Origin of the sequence: Solimonas terrae (assembly GCF_011067135.1) — a bacterium.
Lineage (GTDB): Bacteria > Pseudomonadota > Gammaproteobacteria > Nevskiales > Nevskiaceae > Solimonas > Solimonas terrae.
Genome location: NZ_JAAMOW010000005.1, coordinates 1 through 19,706, shown reverse-complemented (window position 1 = coordinate 19,706; position 19,706 = coordinate 1). Strand labels below are relative to the sequence as shown.

Genomic DNA, 19,706 nt, shown 5'->3' with positions numbered 1-19,706 from the left:
CGCTTACGCCCCGAACATGCGGCCGAGGAAACCCTTCTTCTCGGCGGTGAGGTAGCGATGCGGACGATCCTCTCCGAGGAAACGCGCGACGAGGTCGTCGTAGGCGCGGCCGGCATCGGTTTCCTGATTGGCGATCACCGGCGAACCGGCGTTCGACGAGGTCAGCACGGCCGGCGATTCCGGAATGACGCCGAGCAGCGGAATCGCGAGGATTTCCTTGACGTCGTCGACCGACAGCATTTCGCCCTTGGCGACGCGCGCCGGGTTGTAGCGCGTCAGTACCAGATGTTCCTTGACGCGGCCCTCGCCCTTCTCGACCTTGCGGGTCTTGCTCGACAGCAGGCCGAGCACGCGATCGGAATCGCGCACGCTGGAAACTTCCGGATTGGTGACAACCAGCGCCTCGTCGGCGAAATACATCGCCAGGTGCGCGCCACGCTCGATGCCGGCCGGCGAATCGCAGACGATGTAGTCGAATTCCTTGGCCAGTTCGCCGAGCACGCGCTCGACGCCCTCTTCGCTGAGTGCGTCCTTGTCGCGGGTCTGGCTGGCGGCGAGGATGTACAGATTCTCGTTGGCCTTGTCCTTGATCAGCGCCTGACGCAGATTGGCCTCGCCGTTGATGACGTTGACGAAGTCGAACACCACGCGACGTTCACAACCCATGATCAGATCGAGGTTGCGCAGGCCGACGTCGAAGTCGATGACGACCGTCTTGTGCCCGCGCATCGCCAGGCCCGTGGAAAACGAGGCGCTGGTGGTCGTCTTGCCGACGCCGCCCTTGCCAGAAGTCACTACGACGATTTTTGCCACGGATTTTCCTTGAGTCCGAATGCGGTAGCGCCGGCCGGTTTACCAGTCCAGGCGTTCAATCTTCAGTTTGCCATCGACCAGCACGACCTGCGCAGGCTTGCCGCGCAAATCGCCCTGCATCTGTTCGGCCACGGCGTAGACACCGGCGATCGCGACCAGCTCGGCCTCGAAGCGGCGGCAGAAGATGCGGGCCGTGGTCTCGCCGCGCGCACCGGCGATGGCGCGGCCGCGCAGCGCGCCGTAGATGTGGACGCAGCCGTCGGCGACGACTTCCGCGCCGGGACTGACGGTGGTGGTGACGACCAGATCGCCGTCGGCGATGTAGATCTGCTGCCCGGAACGCACCGGATCGCCGACGATGCGCGTTGCGGTACGGCCGGCAACTGCCGGCGCCGCCTTGCTCGCAGGCGGCGTCTCGGCCGGCGCTTGCGCCGGCGCCGCGGCGGCCGGCAACGGTCGCGACTTGCCGGACGCTTCCGGCGGCAGGATTGCCAGCCCCCAGTTGCGCGCCGCCTCGGTCAGCGGGCCGTCGACGACGCCGAGCGGCTGCATGCCGACATCGCGCAAGGCTGCCAGCACCCCGCCCAGATCGACGGCCGTATCGGCTTCGAGGACGATGGGCATACCCTGTACGGCCTGCGGCATTTGCCGCGCGAAATCGCGCAGCTGGGCGGTAATGGCGGTAAGGTCGGGATCGACGACACGGGCGCGCGTCAGTGACAACATCCGGCCTTTGAATTCCAGCGCTTGTTTTGGCGTCATGGTGGGCAGATAGGATTGCGGAAATTTTACACGGTTCGCCCGTCTTCGACGGCAATTCGCGTTTGGCTCGCGTTTTGCTTCAACCCGGAGCAGGTCTGCACCTTAAACGAACAGAACAATGGCAATAGACTGGGGCGATTACCGCTGCAACGGATTCCACGACGAGCTGTTCGTCGTGCCGGGCGAACCCCGCGCTGCAGCCCGGCATCTGGTCGACTACCTCGGCAGCCTGAGCGCCGCCGAACTCGCCGAGCGGCGTCTCGCCGCGGAGCTGGCCATCAAGGTCATGGGCATCACCTTCACGGTCTATTCCGAGGGTCGCAACGTCGATCGCTCCTGGCCGTTCGACATCATCCCGCGCACACTCGCCAAGACCGAGTGGCTGAAGACCGAAGCCGGCCTGCAGCAGCGCGTGCGCGCGCTCAATCACTTCATCCAGGACATCTACGGCAAGCAGCGCATCATCAAGGACGGCATCTTCCCGGCCGAACTGCTGAGCGAATCGGCCAACTTCCGCAAGCAGTGTGTCGGCATGAAGCCGCGCGGCGGCATCTGGGCGCACATCTGCGGCAGCGATCTGGTCCGTGATGTCGACGGCACGCTGTACGTGCTCGAAGACAATCTGCGCGTACCCAGCGGCGTCAGCTACATGGTCGAGAACCGTCAGGTCACCAAGCGCGTGTTCCCGGAACTGTTCGAGGCCGGCGCGATCATGCCGGTCGACGACTACCCGGCACAGCTCTACGACATGCTGGCCTCGATGTCGCCGCGACTCGGCGACACGCCGACGATCGCGCTGCTGACGCCGGGGATCTACAACTCCGCGTATTTCGAGCACTCCTGGCTTGCGCAGCAGATGGGCATCGAACTGGTGGAAGGCCCGGACCTGTTCGTCGACAGCGACGACTGCGTCTACATGCGCACGGTCTACGGCCCCAAGCGCGTTGATGTCATCTATCGCCGCGTCGACGATCTGTTCCTCGATCCGGAAGTGTTCCACCCGGAATCGATGCTCGGCGTACCGGGCTTGATGCGCGCGTGGCTGGCCGGCAAGGTGGCGCTGGTGAACGCGCCGGGCGCGGGCGTTGCCGACGACAAGGTCGTCTATGCCTTCGTGCCGAAGATGATCCGCTACTACCTCGACGAGGACGCGATCCTGCCGAATGTCCCCAGCTACCTCTGCATGAATGCCGACGACCGCAGCTATGTGCTCGATCATCTCGACGAACTGGTCGTCAAGCCGGCCAACGAGTCCGGCGGCTACGGCATGCTGATCGGGCCGCGTGCGACCAAACGCGAGCGCGAGAAATTCCGCAAGCTGATCATGGCCGATCCGCGCAACTACATGGCGCAACCGACGCTGTCGCTGTCGACGGCACCGACCATGACCGATGGCGGCGGCATCGAGCCACGCCATCTCGATCTGCGGCCCTTCATTCTGTCGCGCAGCGACAGTGTCTACGTCACCACCGGCGGCCTCACGCGCGTGGCGATGACCAAGGGCTCGCTGGTCGTCAACAGCTCGCAGGGCGGCGGCGCCAAGGACACCTGGATCGTCGACCTGGAGGCTGCATAAGTGTTATCGCGCGTCGCCGAGAATCTCTATTGGCTGGGCCGCTACATCGTCCGTGCGGAAAACACCGCGCGCCTGATCAGCGTGCATTCGCATCTGCTGCTCGACCTGCCGCGCGGCATGAAGCTCGGCTGGTCACCGCTGGTCGACATCCTCGGCGCCAACCAGCTGTTCGCCGAGCGCTACGGCGACGAATGGTCGGAAGCCAATGTCGTGCGCTTCCTGATCACCGATGCCGAGCATGGCAGTTCGGTCGCCGCGTCGATCTCCGCCGCGCGCGAGATCCTGCGCACGGTACGCGATTCGACGCCACGCGATGCCTGGGAACAGATCAACGGCCTGCACCTGTTCCTGCAGGAAAAGGGCGAGCGGCATCTGCCGCGTGCACAGCGGCAGACCGGGCTTGATCGCGTCACCGATGCCATGCTGCTGATGCGCGGCGTACTCGGCGCCAACATGAGTCACGATGTCGGCTACCAGTTCATGCGCATCGGCATGAGTCTGGAACAGGCCGACATGACGACGCGCATCATCGACGTCCGCACTGTCGATCTGATCCAGTCCAAGACCGACGAACTGCGGCCGTTCCAGCACATCCAGTGGATGAGCGTGCTGCGCTCGCTGATGGCCTATCAGGCCTATCGCCGCCACGAGAAGATCCGCGTCAGCGGACCGGCCGTGCTGCGTTTTCTGCTGCAGGATCGAGGCTTCCCACGCTCGGTGACCTTCAATCTCAATGCGCTCGCCAACGCCCTGCCGCGACTGCCGGCTTATCGCGGCAGCGAACGCTCGATCGATCGCGTGCGGGCCCTGATCCAGGATGCGAGCTTCGATCGTCTGCTCGAGCGCGGCCTGCACGAATGGCTGGACGAAGTTCAGATCGGCCTCGGCAAGACCCACGAGGCGCTCAGCTGCAGCTATTTCCAGCCGGCACCCTCGACCGTTTCGACACAGTCGCAATCGCAGCGCCGTTGAGCGAACGACGCTGACACCGCTCGGCGGCCGCGTCTCAGCTGCCGGGCGGCCGATCGCCGAGCAGGCTGCCCTGCGCCGGCGGCGATTCCCAGTCGAATTTCGGCAGATTGCCGAACGAAGCCGCGAGCTGGCGCCCCCAGGATTCGCGCAGGCGCGCGAAGAACGGCGTGTCGAGGTCGAGCCGCAGCTTGTGCGACACCGCCAGCGCGTCCTTGGGCACGATCGCCAGATCGAGCGGCGGCCCCACCGAGATGTTGGAGCGCAGCGTCGAGTCGATCGACACCAGCGCACAGCGCGCTGCATCCTCGAGACTGAGGTTGGGGCCGATCACGCGATCGAGAATCGGCTTGCCGTACTTGTGCTCGCCGATCTGCAGGAACGGCGTCTCCGGCGACGAGGCAATGCAATTGCCTTCCGGATAGATCATGTAGATGCTCGGCTCTTCGCCCTGGATCTGGCCACCGAGGATGAAGGTCGTGCGCAGGTCGACGCTGCTGAGCTGTGCAGGCGGCGTGATCGTGTTCTGCGCGTTGACCGACAGCTTGCCGATGTATTCGGCGGCGTCGTACATGTAGCGCGCCAGGCGCAGGCTCATCGGCACGACCGGCTCTTCGAGATCGCGACGGATCTGTGCGAGCACCGCCTGCGTCGTCGCCAGATTGCCGGCGGACAGCAGCACGAAAATGCGATCGCCCGGAAACTCCAGGACATGGACCTTGTTGTAGGTCCGCACGTCGTCGACGCCGGCACTGGTTCGCGTGTCGCCGGCGAACACCAGACCTTCGTTGACCTTGATGGCACAGCAGTACGTCATGAGTCCCACCCGTTCGGGGGCGCCATTTTAGGGAAACCGCAAAGAAGTTGCTGCACGGGAATTGCCTTGTCCGCCTGCGCGTTTCCGCTTCACGTACGGCGCAGATCGAGCGTGCACGGGAAATCGACGTTCGGCGTCTCGGCCCGCAGCGCATAGCCGTCCGGCGTATGGCCGACCGCCTCGAAACGGGCGATGCGACGCGCCTCCGCCTCGAAGGCATTGACCGGAAACGTGTCGTAATTGCGGCCGGCCGGATGCGCGACGTGATAGGTGCAGCCGGCCAGCGCGCGCGCACTCCAGCGATCGTAGAGATCGAAGGTCAGCGGCGTATGCGTGCCGATCGTCGGATGCAGGCAGGCGTATGGCTTCCAGGCGCGATAACGCACGCCGGCGACATACTCGCCGCGCACGCCGGTGGCCCGCAGCGGCAGTTCGCGACCGTTGCAGCTCACCGTGTGGCGGCCCGGCACGAGATTGCGCGCCTTGATCTGCAGGCGTTCCAGGGACGAATCGACGAAACGCGTGGTGCCGCCGGCGCCGGGCTCCTCGCCGAGCACCGGCCAGGGCTCCAGCGCATGCCGCAGTTCGATTTCGATGTCCTCGTACTGGATCGCACCATGGCGCGGAAAGCGGAATTCGTAGTGTGGTGCGAACCAGTCCTGCTCGAACGCGAAGCCGGCGCGATTGAGGTCGGCGACGATCTCGCCGAGGTCGCGCCAGTTGTCGTGCGGCAGCATCCAGCGGTCCTGCAGTTCGGTGCCCCAGCGCAGCAGCGGCCGCGTGTAGGGCTCGCGCCAGAACCAGGCGATCAGCGAACGCACCAGCAGCTGCTGGACCAGACTCATGCGCGCGTGCGGCGGCATCTCGAAACCGCGGAATTCGACGAGGCCGAGGCGCCCGGTGGGGCTGTCCGGCGAGTACAGCTTGTCGATGCAGATCTCGGCACGATGCGTGTTGCCGGTGAGATCGACCAGCAGGTTGCGCAGCGTGCGATCGACCAGCCAGAGCGGCGCCGGGGTGCCTTTCGGCGGCAGTTGCGAAAGGGCCAGTTCGAGTTCGTAGATCTGCGTGTCGCGCGCTTCGTCGACGCGTGGATGCTGCGAGGTCGGGCCGATGAACAGGCCGGAGAACAGATACGACAGCGCCGGGTGGTTCTGCCAGTAGCGAATGATGCTGCCGAGCACGTCCGGGCGGCGCAGGAACGGCGAGTCGGAAGTCGTCGCGCCGCCGACCACGACATGGTTGCCGCCGCCGGTGCCGACCGCGCGGCCGTCGATCAGGAATTTCTCGGTCGACAAACGCGAACGGAAGGCCGCGTCGTACAGGGTCGTCGTGTTGTCGCGCAGTTCGCTCCACGAGCGCGCCGGCTGCACGTTGACTTCGATCACGCCCGGGTCCGGCGTGATCTTGAGAATCTCCAGCCGCGGATCGTTCGGCGGTGAATAGCCTTCGATGCGCACGGGCAGACCGGTCTCGGCGCTGACGTCCTCGATCGCGGCGATCAGGTCGAGGAAGTCCTCGGTGCGGCTGACCGGCGGCAGAAAGACCGTGATCCAGCCGTCGCGCGGTTCGACCGTCAGCGCCGTGCGGACATTGACGCCATTCAGGTAGCGGCTGCCGCCGCTGCGCCGCGGCGGCTGTTCGGTACGCCAGACCTGGCTGCCGATTGCCGGCCGACGCAGATGCTGGCCGCGCATCTGCAGGAACGGCTGGCGGCGCGGATCGCTGACCGGCAGGCTCGCCGCGAGTGCGGTCGGATCGGCCGGATAGCTGACCGGCACCGGCGCGCCGGGCACATCAGGCAAGGATTCCAGCGGCAGGCGCAGACCGATCGGCGAATCGCCCGGCATCAGGAACAACTTGCCGGTGCGCAGCAACCAGCGTTCGCTCATCCAGCGCGCAGCCGCCTGCCAGCGCTGGATCGGCAAGGCATAGCCGCGCGGCGTGCCGAGCCCGCGCTCGAACACCTGTGTCAGGCGCGCGCGCTCTTCCGGATCCTTGAGCCGGTTGTCGGTCGGGTCGAGATTGATCGGCAGCTTGCGCTCGCGAACCATGTAATGCAGCGCATCCTCGTAGGCATCGATGATGTTGCGGCTGTCGATTTCGAGGCGCACGGTCAGGCCCAGCAGGAACGCGCGGGCCTGCTGCAGGGTCGGCGGCCTGGCCGGGTCGGGGCGCACGACCGGCGCCCGCCACATCGGCTGCTGGTCGCGCCGCCAGTACAGCGTGTAGACCCAGCGCGGCAGCGATTCACCCGGATACCACTTGCCCTGCCCGTAGGTCAGCAGACCCTGGGGCGCATAGTGCTCGCGCAGGCGCAGCGCCAGATCGTAGGCACGGTTGGATTTGGTCGGCCCGACCGCCGAGGTATTCCATTCCTCGCCCTGCGGATCGTCGACGGCGACGAAGGTCGGCTCACCGCCCATCGTCAGGCGCACATCGTCGGCGCGCAGCTGCCGATCGACCAGTTCGCCGAGGGCGTCAACCGCCTGCCACTGCGCTTCGCTGTACGGCTTGGTGACGCGCGGCGTCTCGAACACGCGCGACACCCGCATCTCGTGGCCGAACTCGACCTCGGATTCCTCGACCAGACCGCTGATCGGCGCGGCCGATGACGGCTCGGGCGTCGCACTCAGGGGAATGTGGCCTTCGCCGGCAAACAGACCCGAGGTCGGATCCAGACCGATCCAGCCGGCGCCCGGCAGATAGACCTCGGCCCAGGCATGCAGATCGGTGAAGTCCTGCTCCGTCCCCGACGGACCCTCCAGCGGCTTGACGTCCGCCTTGAGCTGGATCAGGTACCCGGACACGAAGCGCGCGGCCAGCCCGAGGTGGCGCAGCAGTTGCACCAGCAGCCAGGACGAATCCCGGCAGGAGCCGGACGCCAGCGACAGCGTCTGCTCCGGCGTCTGCACGCCGGGTTCCATGCGGATCAGATAGCCGATCTTCTGCTGCAGCTCGCGATTCAGCGTGGCGATGAAATCGACGCTGCGCTCGGCTTCACGCGGAATCGTGTCCAGATAGGCCTGCAGCAGCGGGCCGGCCGGTTCCGGCTTGAGATAGGCGCGCAGATCGTCGGCCAGCGCCGCTTCGTACTCGAACGGAAACGACTCGGCATAGCTCTCGACGAAGAAATCGAAAGGGTTGATGACCGCCAGATTGGCGACGATGTCGACCGTGACGGTGAACGAATCGACCTTCTCCGGAAACACCACGCGTGCCTGCCAGTTGCCGAACGGGTCCTGCTGCCAGTTCAGGAAGTGCGGCTCGGGCTCGACGGTCAGCGAATAGCTGAGTACCTGCGTGCGCGAATGCGGCGCGGGGCGCAAACGGATCAGCTGCGGAGAGAGCGTGACGCTCCGGTCGTAGCGGTAAGCCGTGCGGTGATATAGCGCAGCGTGGATCGACATGTTGGACTCTGGGTCGGCGATACTCGAAGGCAAAAGCAATGCCACAGGTGAAGCAGCGCACGTCCGGACCGGTCCCTGAGGGAAAAGCGGTCTTTGCAGTGCGCGGCGCATCGGTCATCATGAAGCTTCACCCGGTGGCGGCGCGAAGCTTGCGTCAGACTCGCGTCACCTGCACGTCTTTTTCGTCACATTCTCGCCCGTCGCTGTTGCGCCCATGCGTCTGCCTCCACTCAACGCGCTTCGAGCCTTCGAAGCGGCGGCCCGCCACAGCAGCGTCCACAAGGCGGCGCAGGAGCTGCACGTCACGCCGGCAGCGATCAGCCATCAGGTCAAGGGGCTGGAAGAATACCTGGGCGTGATGCTGTTCAAGCGCATGCCGCGCCGCATTACCCTGACGCCGGCCGGCGAAGCCTGTCTGCCGAAGCTGACAGCGGCCTTCGATCAGCTCGCCGAAGCGGTGGCGGCCGCGCAGCAACTCGCGCACGCCGGCCGCGTCATCGTCACCGTGCCGCCGGCACTGGCGACCAAGTGGCTGATTCCGAAACTCGCCCACTTTCGCGATCGCCACGCCGACGTCGATCTGCGCATCTCGGCACGGCAGTCGCTGGTCGACCGCTCGCGCGGCGAACACGATCAGGCCGGCAATCTGCTCGACGGCGGCGATGTCGCAATCCGTTTCGGTGACGGCGACTATCCGGGCTACGTCACGCACAAGCTGTTCACCTCGTATTCGCTGCCGATGTGCAGCCCGCGCCTGCTCGAAGGGCCGAACGCGCTGCGCACGCCCGACGATCTGCGCAACCACACGCTGCTGCATTACGAAAGCGACATCGCGATGATGGATGTCGGCCGGCCGAACTGGGTGTCGTGGCTGAAGGCCGCCGGCGTGCGCGGCGTCAACACGCGGCGCGGGCCGACGTTCAATCACGTGACGCTGGCCATGCAGGCGGCGGCAGACGGGCTCGGCGTGGTGCTCGGCATTCCGATCATGGCCAGCGAGGAAATCGCCGAGGGCAGTCTCGTCGCCCCGTTCGCGCTGAGCCTGCCGACCGGTGCGTCCTACTACCTGGTGCATGCCGCCAGCGCCGAGCGCGAACCGTCGATCAAGGCATTCTGCGACTGGATTCTCTCCGAAGCGCACAGCGAACCCTGGGCGCAACCCTTGCCGTCGGCGGACGACGGCGGCTAGCAGCCGCCGCACAGGCAGCTGCGCCCGGAACGCCGGACGAGGACGGCGCGAAGCTTGTTTTCAGGGCGACGCGGGCCGCATGATTTTCGCGTCGAGATTCTGCTTCACCTCGCGCGCGTCGAAGGCCTGGGGATTGTCATCCGGCTTCTTGCCCTTGTAGGTGACGATCTCGGCCTGGGCGCTGTATTCGACCTGATCGCCGCCGGTGCTGGTGCCGACGCCAAGCCCCAGCCCGGAATGCGAGCCGAAGCTGACACCGCCGAAGCCCAGGCTCAGGCCTGGACCGCCCTTGCCGTTGGCGCTGGTCGAACTCTGGGTGATGACGAAGTAGTCATTGCCGCTGTTCAGGGTCAACTCGGCAGCGTGATAAAGCAGATAGTTCTCGACGGTCTGCCGCGGTGTTGCGCTACTGCCCGTGAACGTGACACGGAAACGGTTGGCCTCGATGCGCTGATCCTGGTAGCCATAGCCATCGTGGATGGGCTGATACGGCGTCGTGGTCGCGCAGGCCGCCAGCATGACGGTCGCAAGCACCGCAAGAAAATCCCGCCTTTTCATCATCATGCTCCCGGAAGCCCACCGCGTCGGCACTCAAGACCCATACCGCCAATATATCGGAGCTGCACGGTAAAGCGCCGCCATCGCCTCAATTTGGTGCAGCGGCTCAGTGCTGTCGATCATCGAGCGGCGTGCAGACCTGCCGCGTCGTGACCTGTTCCCGCGCATTGTTGTCGTTGTAGCGCTTGCCGAGCGCCGCGCCACCGACCGCGCCCGCACCGGTGGCGATGTCCTGACCGTGGCCGCCGCCGAACTGATGGCCGATCACGCCACCGGCGATGGCGCCGAGCACCGGCGCCGCGATCGGGTGATCGCCTTGCCGGGTCACGATCTGCTCGTCGTGGCATTCGACGCGCTGACCGTCGGCATTGGTGTAGACATCGGCGAAAGCCGGCGCCGTGAACGTTGCCACGGCCAGCGCCGCACAACATGGAATCCGCAGTTTCATGATCGTCTCCTGACCATGGACGAATCTCCACGGTAGGGGCAGCGACTGAATTGCCTGTGAATCCCGGCCGGCGCCGGCTCAGCTCTTCTTCACGCGCTTGAGCTCGTGCAGCGATTCGATCGGGCACTGGTCGGTGAATCCGATGTCACGCACGATCAGCTTGTCGAACTTGGTCACCTGTTGTGCCGTCTCCGTGAAGCCGATCGTGGTCGCGGTGGCGATGCCGTTGCACGGCCCCAGCACGGTGACCAGATAGTCGCGCGAGGGTCCGGCATTGAAGACCACGTGCAGGTCGTCGATGCGGCCCCAGCCGTCGACGTTCCAGCGCTGGATATGATCGACCTCGTCGCCGAGCTTGTAGCCCTGCTTCGCCAGCTTCTGATCCAGGGTTTCCGGCTGCGGAGCGGTCGGCTTGCTCGCACAGGCCGAGAGCGCCGCGATCAGCACCAGCATCGATACGCGCTTCATGGCGTGCCCTCCTTCGGGCTGCCCGGCTGTTTGGCACGCGCGACGATCTCGGTGCGGATCGCGCGCAACTTGTCCTTGACCAGCTGCTCGCCGTCCGGGCCGAGGCGGATCAGGGTCTTTTGACCGAACGACAGGGATTCCAGTTCCGGGTCGGCGAATTTGTACATCACGTTCGGCCGCACGAGCTTGATCGGCCCGCTGACGATCGGTGCCGCCAGCAGATCGTCGATGACGTGCAGCAGACGCGTGTTGAAGTAGCGGCCGCCATAACCCAGTTCCTCGTAGGCGCGCTGGAACAAGGGGTAGTAGCGGAAATAGAACGCGACGAAGCGCTTGGCGTTGACGGCCTTGACGACTGCCAGATAGTCGTCATAGCGCCTGGCGTTCGCGTCGTCGAGCACCAGGTCCTCGTTGTCGTCCTTCACCTGCGGCCAGCCCGGCACCCGTTTGACCGGCCTTTGCGCCACCGGCAGGCCGTCACGATCGAGGCTGTCGACGAACGCGACCCAGCGACGAATGATCTGCGTCGGAATCAGCAGGGCTTCGACCGGCTCCTTGCCCGCCAGATCTTCCATTTCGCCCCACACGGCACTGTCGCTGTCGGCCAGCGCGGGCATCGGCGCCGTACCCGCGTCGCCAGTGGCCGCTTCGTCCGGCACGCGATATTCCGGCTCGCTCGGCGGGTTCGACTCGGCCGGCGCAGCGGCGGCAGCGACGGGCGCCGCCACTGGTGCTTCCGACGGCGGGCCGTAGTGATACCAGGCGATGACGGCAATACCGGCCAGGACCAGCAGGCCGACCACGAATCCCACGAATCTGTTCATCCCTGTCGCTCCCGAAGGTGTCCGATCGCCGCAGTTTCCCACGCTTGTGCGCTCACGTCGCCCCTCGGGTGGCGCTCACCTCCCCCGCTCGGATGAGTCCGCGCCGGTCTGCCTCTGCTAAAAAGCCGGTCATCCCGGGGCCGATTCCGTTTGCCCGCGCCCGCCAGACTGCCAAGGATCACCGTGACCGCCGCAACCCAGACGCTCGCACCGCGTGAAACGCCGACCATTCGCGGGCTGCCTTTCGTCGGCAGCCTGTTCGGCATGGTGAAAGGCCCGGCACAGTTCTTCGTCGATTGCTATCGCCAGTACGGACCGGTGGTGCGACTCAGCATCCTCGGCCAGAAATACGTGCTGATCGCCGGCGTCGAGGCGGCGACCTTCATGGGCACGCGCGAAGGCAAGGAATGCCTGCGCTCGAAGCAGTTCTGGGAAGGCCTGGTCGGCGAATACGGCGCGACGCGCACGCTGACCGGCGAGGACGGCGAAACCCACAAGCAGCTGCGCGACGTCATGCGCAGCGGCTATTCGAAGGAATCGATCAAGGGCCGCTACAACGAGCTGATCGAGATCACCGATCGCTGCTTCACGCGCGACTGGAAGGTCGGCCAGCTGGTGCCGGTGGTCGAAGGCATGCAGTACATGGTCGTCGACCAGCTCGGCACCATCCTCACCGGCGCGGCGCCGCTGGAATACGTCAAGGACATCCGCACGACCATCCTGCACATCCTCAACGTGCTGGTGACGCGGCAGCGGCCGAAGATCCTGCTCAAGCGGCCGGTCTACAAGAAAGCCAAGGCGCGCGTGTTCGAGCTCGGCTACAAGATGATCGCCGAGGCCAAGGCACGTTACGCGACAACCAGGCCGGAAGACCGCAACCTGATCGACGACATCATGGCGGCGCACATCGAGACGCCGGACGTGATGCCCGCCAGCGACCTGATCGTGTCGCTGACCGGGCCGTACGTCGCCGGCCTCGATACCGTCGCCAACACCACGGCGGCGATCACCTACACGGTGCTCAAGCACCCGGACGTGCTCAAGCGCGTGCACGAGGAAGTCGACGCGCTGTTCGCCGGCGGCACGATCGAGGAGGAAGATCTGCTCAAGCGCATTCCGTCGCTGCAGGGCGCGATCATGGAAACCATGCGCCTGTATCCGATCGCGGTCGCGCAGATGCGCACGGCGACCAAGGATTTCCTGTTCGAAGGCCATCAGATTCACGAAGGCGAGATGATCTACGTCGGCACCTCGGTGCCGCACTTCATGGGCGAGTACTGGCCGCATCCGGAAAAGTTCGACATCGACCGCTACGCCAAACCGCGCGCCGAACACATGCAGCCCGGTGTCTATTCGCCGTACGGCCGCGGTCCGCATACCTGTCTCGGCAAGAGCCTCGCGGAAATCCAGATCGCATTGTCGATGGCGCGCCTGTTCTACAAGCTCGACCTCGAGCTCGAGACGCCGAACTACAAGCTGAAGACCAAGACCGCACCGACGCCGGGTCCGGCGATGGATTTCAAGGTGCGCGTGAAAGGGCTTCGTCACTGAGTCGCGTCCGGGGCGCGGCCTGGCCGCGCCGCGCATCGGCATGCGCCTGGCGACGCTTGCGCGCGCCGCCGCGACGACCGCGCCACTCGATCCAGACGTACAGGCCGATCGCGATCACCAGCGGGCCGAGATAGTAGAACGCGCGAAACGCCAGCAGCGCGGCGAGCAGGCGATGTGCCGCGACGTCCCCGCCGAGCAACGCGATGAACACCGCCTCCAGCACGCCGAGCCCGCCCGGCACATGCGTCATCGCGCCGGCAACGCTGCTGAGCAGGAACACCGCGAGCACCGCGCCGAAGCCGACCGAATCCGGCAGCAGGACCCGGATCGTCGCCGCGATCGCCAGCCAGTTCAGCGACGAGGCCACGATCTGGCCACAGGCGATGCGCAGCGACGGCAGGCTGAACTCGGTCTTGCGGAACGTCCAGACTTTGCCGTGCGAGCGCGCGCACAACAGCAGGTACGCAGCGACCAGCAGCAGCATCGCGCCGCCGATCAGCTGCAGGCCGACGGCGCCGATTTCCCAGCCTTGCGGAAGTGCCACGCAACGACACGCGAACACGATGCCGCCGAGCAGGAAGTAGCCGCTCCAGTTGGTCACCATGCTGGTCGCGACGATACGCGCGATGTTCCTGGCGTCGACGCCTGAGCGCGAGTACAGGCGATAACGAAAGCCGACGCTGCCGATCAGCGCGCCGAGATTGAGGTTGAAGGCATAACTGACCAGCGCGATCTCGAACTGCCGCAGCTTCGGCACCTGCGTCGTGTAAATGCGCGCAAACCAGTCGAAGCAGGCGTAGATCGCGTAGCTCGCCGCAGCGAATGCCGCCGCCAGCGCCAGCCGCCCGTTCGGCATCTCACGCAAGGACTGCAGCACCTTGTGCCAGTCGACCGAGCCGGCGCGCGAAGCAATCAGCCACGCGACCAGCGCAATGAACCCGACCGTCACTGCACGATTCAGCCATTTCAGCCAGGGGCGTTTGTGCCGTGCCTGTTGCGCGCCCGCTTCCATACGATTCGCTGCCATTCAACGAGAGTTCGCATTCACCGCGGAAAGCGGCGAAACCGGCATCGACCGATGCGTCGTGCCTGCCGGTCATGCTGGCAGCGGGCCGTGAATCCCGGCTGAAACCCACTGGCAGGCGCACCGCCGGCGCCTTAGCATCGCGGCTTGTCATGCGCCTCAACAAATACATCAGCGAAACCGGTCTGTGCTCGCGGCGTGAAGCCGATGCCCTGATCGCCGCCGGCCGCGTGACGATCAACGGCCGACCGATCGAGCTCGGCACGCAGGTCGGCGAAGGCGACGAGGTGCATGTGGATGGCAAGCTCGTCGCCGGCCGCACACGCGAAGCCGCCCATGTCACGCGACGCGTCTACATCGCGCTGAACAAGCCGGTCGGCATCACCTGCACCACCGAGCGCCACATCGCCGGCAACATCATCGACTTCGTCGGCCATCGCGAACGCATCTTCCCCATCGGCCGCCTCGACAAGGATTCCGAAGGCCTGATCCTGCTGACCAGCAACGGCGACATCGTCAACGAGATCCTGCGTTCCGAAAACGAACACGAGAAGGAATACATCGTGACGATCGACCGGCCGGTCAGCAGCGCGTTCGTCGCCGGGATGTCGGCCGGCCTCTATCTGCCGGGGCTCGACGCGACCACCAAACCCTGCACGGTCAGCAAGCTCGGCAGCAACAGCTTTCGCATCGTCCTGACGCAGGGTCTGAATCGGCAGATCCGCCGCATGTGCGAGGTCTACGGATGCAAGGTGCGTCGCCTGCAGCGGGTGCGGATCATCGGCCTCACGCTGGGGTCGCTGAGGCCGGGCCAGTGGCGCGATCTCAGCGATGCCGAATTGCACGGATTGCTGCCACAGCGCACGATCTGGTGATGGCGCCGGTCGCCGCCGGCACAAACGAGTAGAATCGCGCCCCTTTTCGGCAGGCCCTGCGCTGCCGGCGCGCAAGACCGCTTGCGGCCTACCGAGGTATCCCGATGTCCGACGAACCCGTTGTCTCCCTGAGCTTCCGCGATCTGGCCCTGAGTCCCGAAGTTCTGGCCGCGCTGGAGTCCGTCGGCTACGAAACGCCGTCGCCGATCCAGGCGCAGACCATCCCGCACCTGCTCGACGGCCGCGACGTGCTCGGCCAGGCGCAGACCGGTACCGGCAAGACCGCCGCGTTCGCGCTGCCGATTCTCTCGCGTCTCGAACTCAGCAATCGCCCGCCGCAGGCGCTGGTGCTGGCGCCGACGCGCGAGCTGGCGATCCAGGTTGCCGAAGCCTTCCATCGTTACGCCTCGCACCGGCGTGGCTTCCATGTGCTGCCGATCTACGGCGGCCAGGCCTACGGCCCGCAGCTGGCGGCGCTGCGCCGCGGCGTGCATGTCGTGGTCGGCACGCCGGGTCGCGTGCTCGACCATCTCAAGCGCGGCACGCTCGACCTCTCCGGCATCCGCTATCTGGTGCTGGATGAAGCCGACGAGATGCTGAAGATGGGGTTCATCGAGGACATCGAAACCATCCTCAAGAGCACGCCGGACTCGCGCCAGGTCGCGCTGTTCTCGGCGACCATGCCGCCGCCGATCAGGCGCATCGCGCAAACCTATCTTCAGGAGCCCGTCGAAGTCCGCATCGCCGCCAGGACCACGACCGCGACCAATGTTCGCCAGCGCTACTGGCTGGTCGCCGGCATGCACAAGCTCGACGCGCTGACGCGCATCCTCGAAGCCGAGACCTTCGACGGCATGCTGATCTTCGTGCGCACCAAGGCGGAAACCGTCGAGCTGGCCGACAAGCTGTCGGCGCGCGGCTTCAATGCCACCGCGCTGAACGGCGACATGGAACAGAAATCGCGCGAGCGCGTGATCGCCAAGCTCAAGAACAGCGAGATCGACATCGTCGTGGCGACCGACATCGCGGCGCGCGGCATCGACGTCGAGCGCGTCGGCCATGTCGTCAATTACGACATCCCGACCGATCCGGAATCGTATGTGCACCGCATCGGCCGCACCGGCCGCGCCGGCCGCTCCGGCGAAGCGATTCTGTTCGTCGCGCCGCGCGAACGCCACCTGCTGCGCCTGATCGAACGCGTCACCCGCCAGCCGGTGACGCCGATGGAGTTGCCCAGCGTCGACTCGGTCAACGAACAGCGCCTGGCGCGCTTCAAGCAGAAGATCACCGAAGCGCTTGCCGACGACGGCAGCCTGGAGCCGTTCCGCGCGCTCGTGAGGGCCTACGAGCAGGAGCACGGCATCAGCGCCGTCGACATCGCCGCCGCGCTCGGCCGCCTGGCGCAGGGCGAGACGCCGCTGCTGCTGACGGCCGACAAGCACAAGACGCATGCCGGCGAGATGCGCGACAAGGCGCGGCCGGGCACCAATCCGTTTGCCAGCGAATCGCGTTCGCAGCCGCCACCGCGCGCCGGGCGCGACGAACGGCCGACGCGCGATGCCTATGCCGAGCAGCCGCGACCGGCGAGCTTCGAGCGGCCGGCAAGCGCACGCGCCGCGATGACGGAGCGCCCCGAGCGCAGCGAGCGGCCCGCACGCGCACCGCGCCCCCGCAGTGCACCGGAAGCCGGCATGGAGACTTATCGCATCGCCGTCGGCCACGCGCACAACGTCAAGCCCGGCAATATCGTCGGCGCGATCGCCAACGAAGCCGGCCTCGACAGCGAGCACATCGGCCGCGTCGACATTCACGACGACTACAGCCTGATCGATCTGCCGGAAGGCATGCCGAAGAAAATCTTCCGCGACCTGCAGAAAGTCTGGGTCTGCGGTCAGCAGCTGCAGATCAGCCGTCTCGCCGAGTCGGACACGAGCGGTTCGGTGTCGCGCGTGCCGGCCGCGAAACGCGACTTCGGCAAGCCGCGCGAATTCGCGCCCAAGGGCAGGTTCGCCGGCACCAAGAGCGATGGCCCACGCAAGTTCGACGGCCGTCCGGGACCGCGCCCCGGCGGCAAGCCCGCGCACGGCGGCGGCAAACCGCATTTCGGCAAGCCGCCGGCCAAGGGCAAGCCGCGCTTCTGAGACGCGGCGCACCATCGGCAGCGCCTGAACCGTGCAGCAATTCGACGTGATCATCGTCGGCGGCGGCGCCGCCGGCCTGATGTGCGCGGCAACGGCCGGTGCCCGCGGCCGGCGCGTGCTGGTGATCGAAAGCGCCAATCGTGTCGGCAAGAAAATCCTGATGTCCGGCGGCGGCCGCTGCAATTTCACCAATCTGCATGTCGGCGCCGGAAACTATCTCTCGGCGAATCCGCATTTCTGCAAGTCGGCCCTGGCGCGCTACACGCAGTGGGATTTCATTGCGCTGGTCGACAAGCACGGCATCGCCTGGCACGAAAAGGAACTCGGCCAGCTGTTCTGCGACGAATCGTCGAAACAGATCGTGCGCATGCTGCTCGACGAATGCACGGCCGCCGGCGTGCGGATCGAGGTCAACTGCATCATCGAGCGCGTCGAGAAATCGGACGACGGCTTTCGTCTGGCGACCACCGCGCTCGGCACCCTGAACGCACATTCGCTGGTGGTCGCCAGCGGCGGCCTGTCGATCCCGAGCATGGGCGCGAGCGGTTACGGCTATCAGCTGGCCCGCCAGTTCGGCCACACCGTGCAGCCGACGCGCGCCGGCCTCGTGCCGCTGACACTCGCCGGCACCCATCTCGACGACTACGCGGACCTGTCAGGCATCGCGCTGCCGGCCGAGGCCCGCTGCAGCGGTCAGGCGTTCCGCGCCGGCTTGCTGCTGACGCATCGCGGCCTGTCCGGACCGGCGATCCTGCAGATCTCCTCGTACTGGCAGCCGAAGGACGATCTGCGTATCGACTGGCTGCCGGATCTCGACGCGTACGACTACCTGCTGGCACAACAGGCCGCACGGCCGAATGCCGAACTGCGTACCGTGCTCAGTGAAGTGTTCGTCAGCCGCTTTGCGCAGCGTCTGTGTGAGCGCTGGCTCGGGAGCCGGCCGCTGCGGCAGTACCGGCCTGCCGAGCTGCGCGAGATCGCCGAACGCCTGCACGACTGGCCGATCACCGCCAGCGGCACCGAGGGCTATCGCACGGCCGAGGTCACGCTCGGCGGCGTCGACACACATGAGCTGTCGTCGAGCACCATGGAATCGCGCAAGCAGCCGGGGCTGTACTTCGTCGGCGAGGTCGTCGATGTCACCGGCTGGCTCGGCGGCTACAACTTCCAGTGGGCCTGGTCCTCGGCGCATGCCGCTGGTGAAGTCGCCTGAACCGATCCGTCCCGGATTTCTGCAGGTATCCGAGCCGCTACGGATACATTTGGCAATGCGTTGGGGAATTCCGATCGTCGGATCAGCCACCAACGGTAACTGCGTTCTGGGCAACGAACGATTTACGGAGCAGATCGCTCAGGTGCTCGGTCGTCGTGTCGTCGGAGGTAAGGCCCGGGTAGCCAGTGCGGGCTCAGGCGTCAGAATCAGGGGAATGGATCGAATAGGGCGAGCGTATATCGTGGTCTGTCCCCTATTATTGTCGCCCTATTATTGACCATTCGCTCGTTGCTTTTGTCGCCTCCAATGAAATCGCAGGATGGCCAAAAATGAAAGACAGCTTTGCCTCCCTTTGTTTCGCTGCCTATTTCATCGTCATTTTGGTCCTGGGGATGGTGGGATTAAATCTCGGGGGGCGCATACCATTTATTCCTTCGAATGCTGTACATGAAATAACAGCCTATTGGATTCCTGCGCTGCTGGCTTTGGGATGGATTCTGGCTCTGACATTTCATAGAGGAGCGAGTGATCCTTCGCGGCGAAGAAGGATAGTCATTCTTTTTGAAAAGTTTGGACGCGTTAAGGCATTTTTATATGTTCTTTTGTTTGCCATTTTCTTTTACGCTATCGGTTGGCTTGGCGGAGATGCCGGAATTCAAAAATCCGCCGTGTTCCTGTCGACGATATTGCCTTCAGAGGCAAAATACATTGATGTCCACACGTATGGGATTCGTGATTTTTCGTCGAAAACAACGTCGCGAAAGTGGGTAAAGATCGACGTCAATGGGCACGTTGATGACTTTTCATATCCGACCGCCAAGCTCACTTTTCTTCCTTGCACGAACGATGTCATTCGAGTCTCCGGTAGCGCTACGTGGGCGGGGCTTCTGGTGCAAAACGTCGAATGCAGTCCACTTGGACAATAGGGAAAAGATAGGGGTCGGAGTCTGACCTATCCCCACAAAACAGCCATTGATTTCAGCGATGTAGGAGGTAGGCTGTGATGTAAACGGCGTGTGCATGGACTTTTTATCTTCCGAGGACACCACATCTTCGGGAGAAGTCCAT

At 65.2% G+C, this 19,706-nt stretch carries 17 protein-coding genes; 8 read left to right on the top strand and 9 right to left on the bottom strand.

Annotated features, from left to right (window positions below; all coding sequences use genetic code 11):
* Positions 1-3: 3 nt before the first annotated feature.
* Together minD and minC are read right to left on the bottom strand one after the other, a co-directional pair.
* A complete protein-coding gene (minD, locus tag G7Y85_RS10420; RefSeq protein WP_166256080.1) occupies positions 4-813 on the bottom strand; it encodes a septum site-determining protein MinD in 810 nt (269 codons plus the stop codon).
* 39 nt (positions 814-852) lie between these two features.
* Complete coding sequence (gene minC, locus G7Y85_RS10415) at positions 853-1,575, bottom strand: septum site-determining protein MinC (protein ID WP_166256077.1); 723 nt, start codon at positions 1,573-1,575, stop codon at positions 853-855.
* A gap of 118 nt (positions 1,576-1,693) precedes the next feature.
* On the opposite strand from minC, the gene G7Y85_RS10410 reads away from it, so the two are divergent.
* Complete coding sequence (locus tag G7Y85_RS10410) at positions 1,694-3,151, top strand: circularly permuted type 2 ATP-grasp protein (protein WP_166256074.1); 1,458 nt, start codon at positions 1,694-1,696, stop codon at positions 3,149-3,151.
* Positions 3,152-4,123: an alpha-E domain-containing protein gene (locus G7Y85_RS10405; RefSeq protein WP_166256071.1), complete on the top strand. Its 972-nt coding sequence runs from the start codon at positions 3,152-3,154 to the stop codon at positions 4,121-4,123.
* 34 nt (positions 4,124-4,157) lie between these two features.
* On the opposite strand, the gene G7Y85_RS10400 is transcribed toward G7Y85_RS10405, so the two are convergent.
* Positions 4,158-4,937 (bottom strand): proteasome-type protease, encoded by a 780-nt coding sequence (locus tag G7Y85_RS10400; RefSeq protein WP_166256068.1) that lies wholly within the window; start codon positions 4,935-4,937, stop codon positions 4,158-4,160.
* 89 nt (positions 4,938-5,026) lie between these two features.
* A complete protein-coding gene (locus G7Y85_RS10395; RefSeq protein ID WP_166256065.1) occupies positions 5,027-8,347 on the bottom strand; it encodes a transglutaminase family protein in 3,321 nt (1,106 codons plus the stop codon).
* A gap of 214 nt (positions 8,348-8,561) precedes the next feature.
* Here G7Y85_RS10395 and gcvA point away from each other — a divergent pair, with 214 nt between their 5' ends.
* Positions 8,562-9,536, top strand: coding sequence for a transcriptional regulator GcvA (gene gcvA / locus G7Y85_RS10390; protein WP_166256062.1), 975 nt, complete (start codon positions 8,562-8,564; stop codon positions 9,534-9,536).
* A 60-nt stretch (positions 9,537-9,596) separates the two neighbouring features.
* Here gcvA and G7Y85_RS10385 read toward each other — a convergent pair whose 3' ends face one another.
* From G7Y85_RS10385 to G7Y85_RS10370, 4 genes are all read right to left on the bottom strand, one after another.
* Positions 9,597-10,094, bottom strand: coding sequence for a CC0125/CC1285 family lipoprotein (locus tag G7Y85_RS10385; RefSeq protein ID WP_166256059.1), 498 nt, complete (start codon positions 10,092-10,094; stop codon positions 9,597-9,599).
* Between the two features lie 106 nt (positions 10,095-10,200).
* Positions 10,201-10,542, bottom strand: coding sequence for a glycine zipper 2TM domain-containing protein (locus G7Y85_RS20745; RefSeq protein WP_166256056.1), 342 nt, complete (start codon positions 10,540-10,542; stop codon positions 10,201-10,203).
* A gap of 78 nt (positions 10,543-10,620) precedes the next feature.
* A complete protein-coding gene (locus G7Y85_RS10375) occupies positions 10,621-11,010 on the bottom strand; it encodes a DUF6491 family protein (RefSeq protein WP_166256053.1) in 390 nt (129 codons plus the stop codon).
* Positions 11,007-11,834 carry a DUF3014 domain-containing protein gene (locus tag G7Y85_RS10370; RefSeq protein ID WP_166256050.1) on the bottom strand — a complete coding sequence of 276 codons (828 nt, stop codon included), beginning with the start codon at positions 11,832-11,834 and terminating at the stop codon, positions 11,007-11,009. Before G7Y85_RS10370 ends, G7Y85_RS10375 begins: the two co-directional genes overlap by 4 nt.
* A 183-nt stretch (positions 11,835-12,017) precedes the next feature.
* Between G7Y85_RS10370 and G7Y85_RS10365 the strand changes: the two genes are divergently transcribed.
* Positions 12,018-13,385 carry a cytochrome P450 gene (locus G7Y85_RS10365; protein WP_166256047.1) on the top strand — a complete coding sequence of 456 codons (1,368 nt, stop codon included), beginning with the start codon at positions 12,018-12,020 and terminating at the stop codon, positions 13,383-13,385.
* Here the strand turns inward: G7Y85_RS10365 and G7Y85_RS10360 are convergent.
* A complete protein-coding gene (locus G7Y85_RS10360) occupies positions 13,354-14,412 on the bottom strand; it encodes a lysylphosphatidylglycerol synthase domain-containing protein (protein WP_166256044.1) in 1,059 nt (352 codons plus the stop codon). The genes G7Y85_RS10365 and G7Y85_RS10360 overlap by 32 nt on opposite strands.
* 149 nt (positions 14,413-14,561) lie before the next feature.
* Here G7Y85_RS10360 and G7Y85_RS10355 point away from each other — a divergent pair, with 149 nt between their 5' ends.
* From G7Y85_RS10355 to G7Y85_RS10340, 4 genes are all read left to right on the top strand, one after another.
* The gene (locus G7Y85_RS10355; protein WP_166256041.1) at positions 14,562-15,284 is read left to right on the top strand and encodes a pseudouridine synthase; all 723 of its coding nucleotides are present in this window, start codon (positions 14,562-14,564) and stop codon (positions 15,282-15,284) included.
* Between the two features lie 104 nt (positions 15,285-15,388).
* Positions 15,389-17,425, top strand: a complete 2,037-nt coding sequence (locus tag G7Y85_RS10350) for a DEAD/DEAH box helicase (RefSeq protein ID WP_166256038.1) — start codon at positions 15,389-15,391, stop codon at positions 17,423-17,425.
* A 31-nt stretch (positions 17,426-17,456) separates the two neighbouring features.
* Positions 17,457-18,638: a BaiN/RdsA family NAD(P)/FAD-dependent oxidoreductase gene (locus tag G7Y85_RS10345; protein WP_366514945.1), complete on the top strand. Its 1,182-nt coding sequence runs from the start codon at positions 17,457-17,459 to the stop codon at positions 18,636-18,638.
* 329 nt (positions 18,639-18,967) lie between these two features.
* Entirely contained in the window at positions 18,968-19,564 is a 597-nt protein-coding gene (locus G7Y85_RS10340) for a hypothetical protein (protein ID WP_166256035.1), read from the top strand.
* Positions 19,565-19,706 lie beyond the last annotated feature (142 nt).

Coding starts and splice junctions, on each gene's coding strand:
- G7Y85_RS10340 (WP_166256035.1), top strand. CDS start 18,968: ATGAAAGACAGCTTTGCCTCCCTTTGTTTCGCTGCCTATTTCATCGTC.
- minC (WP_166256077.1), bottom strand. CDS start 1,575: ATGACGCCAAAACAAGCGCTGGAATTCAAAGGCCGGATGTTGTCACTG.
- G7Y85_RS10395 (WP_166256065.1), bottom strand. CDS start 8,347: ATGTCGATCCACGCTGCGCTATATCACCGCACGGCTTACCGCTACGAC.
- G7Y85_RS10385 (WP_166256059.1), bottom strand. CDS start 10,094: ATGAAAAGGCGGGATTTTCTTGCGGTGCTTGCGACCGTCATGCTGGCG.
- G7Y85_RS10350 (WP_166256038.1), top strand. CDS start 15,389: ATGTCCGACGAACCCGTTGTCTCCCTGAGCTTCCGCGATCTGGCCCTG.
- G7Y85_RS20745 (WP_166256056.1), bottom strand. CDS start 10,542: ATGAAACTGCGGATTCCATGTTGTGCGGCGCTGGCCGTGGCAACGTTC.
- G7Y85_RS10355 (WP_166256041.1), top strand. CDS start 14,562: ATGCGCCTCAACAAATACATCAGCGAAACCGGTCTGTGCTCGCGGCGT.
- G7Y85_RS10400 (WP_166256068.1), bottom strand. CDS start 4,937: ATGACGTACTGCTGTGCCATCAAGGTCAACGAAGGTCTGGTGTTCGCC.
- G7Y85_RS10410 (WP_166256074.1), top strand. CDS start 1,694: ATGGCAATAGACTGGGGCGATTACCGCTGCAACGGATTCCACGACGAG.
- G7Y85_RS10375 (WP_166256053.1), bottom strand. CDS start 11,010: ATGAAGCGCGTATCGATGCTGGTGCTGATCGCGGCGCTCTCGGCCTGT.
- G7Y85_RS10370 (WP_166256050.1), bottom strand. CDS start 11,834: ATGAACAGATTCGTGGGATTCGTGGTCGGCCTGCTGGTCCTGGCCGGT.
- gcvA (WP_166256062.1), top strand. CDS start 8,562: ATGCGTCTGCCTCCACTCAACGCGCTTCGAGCCTTCGAAGCGGCGGCC.
- G7Y85_RS10360 (WP_166256044.1), bottom strand. CDS start 14,412: ATGGCAGCGAATCGTATGGAAGCGGGCGCGCAACAGGCACGGCACAAA.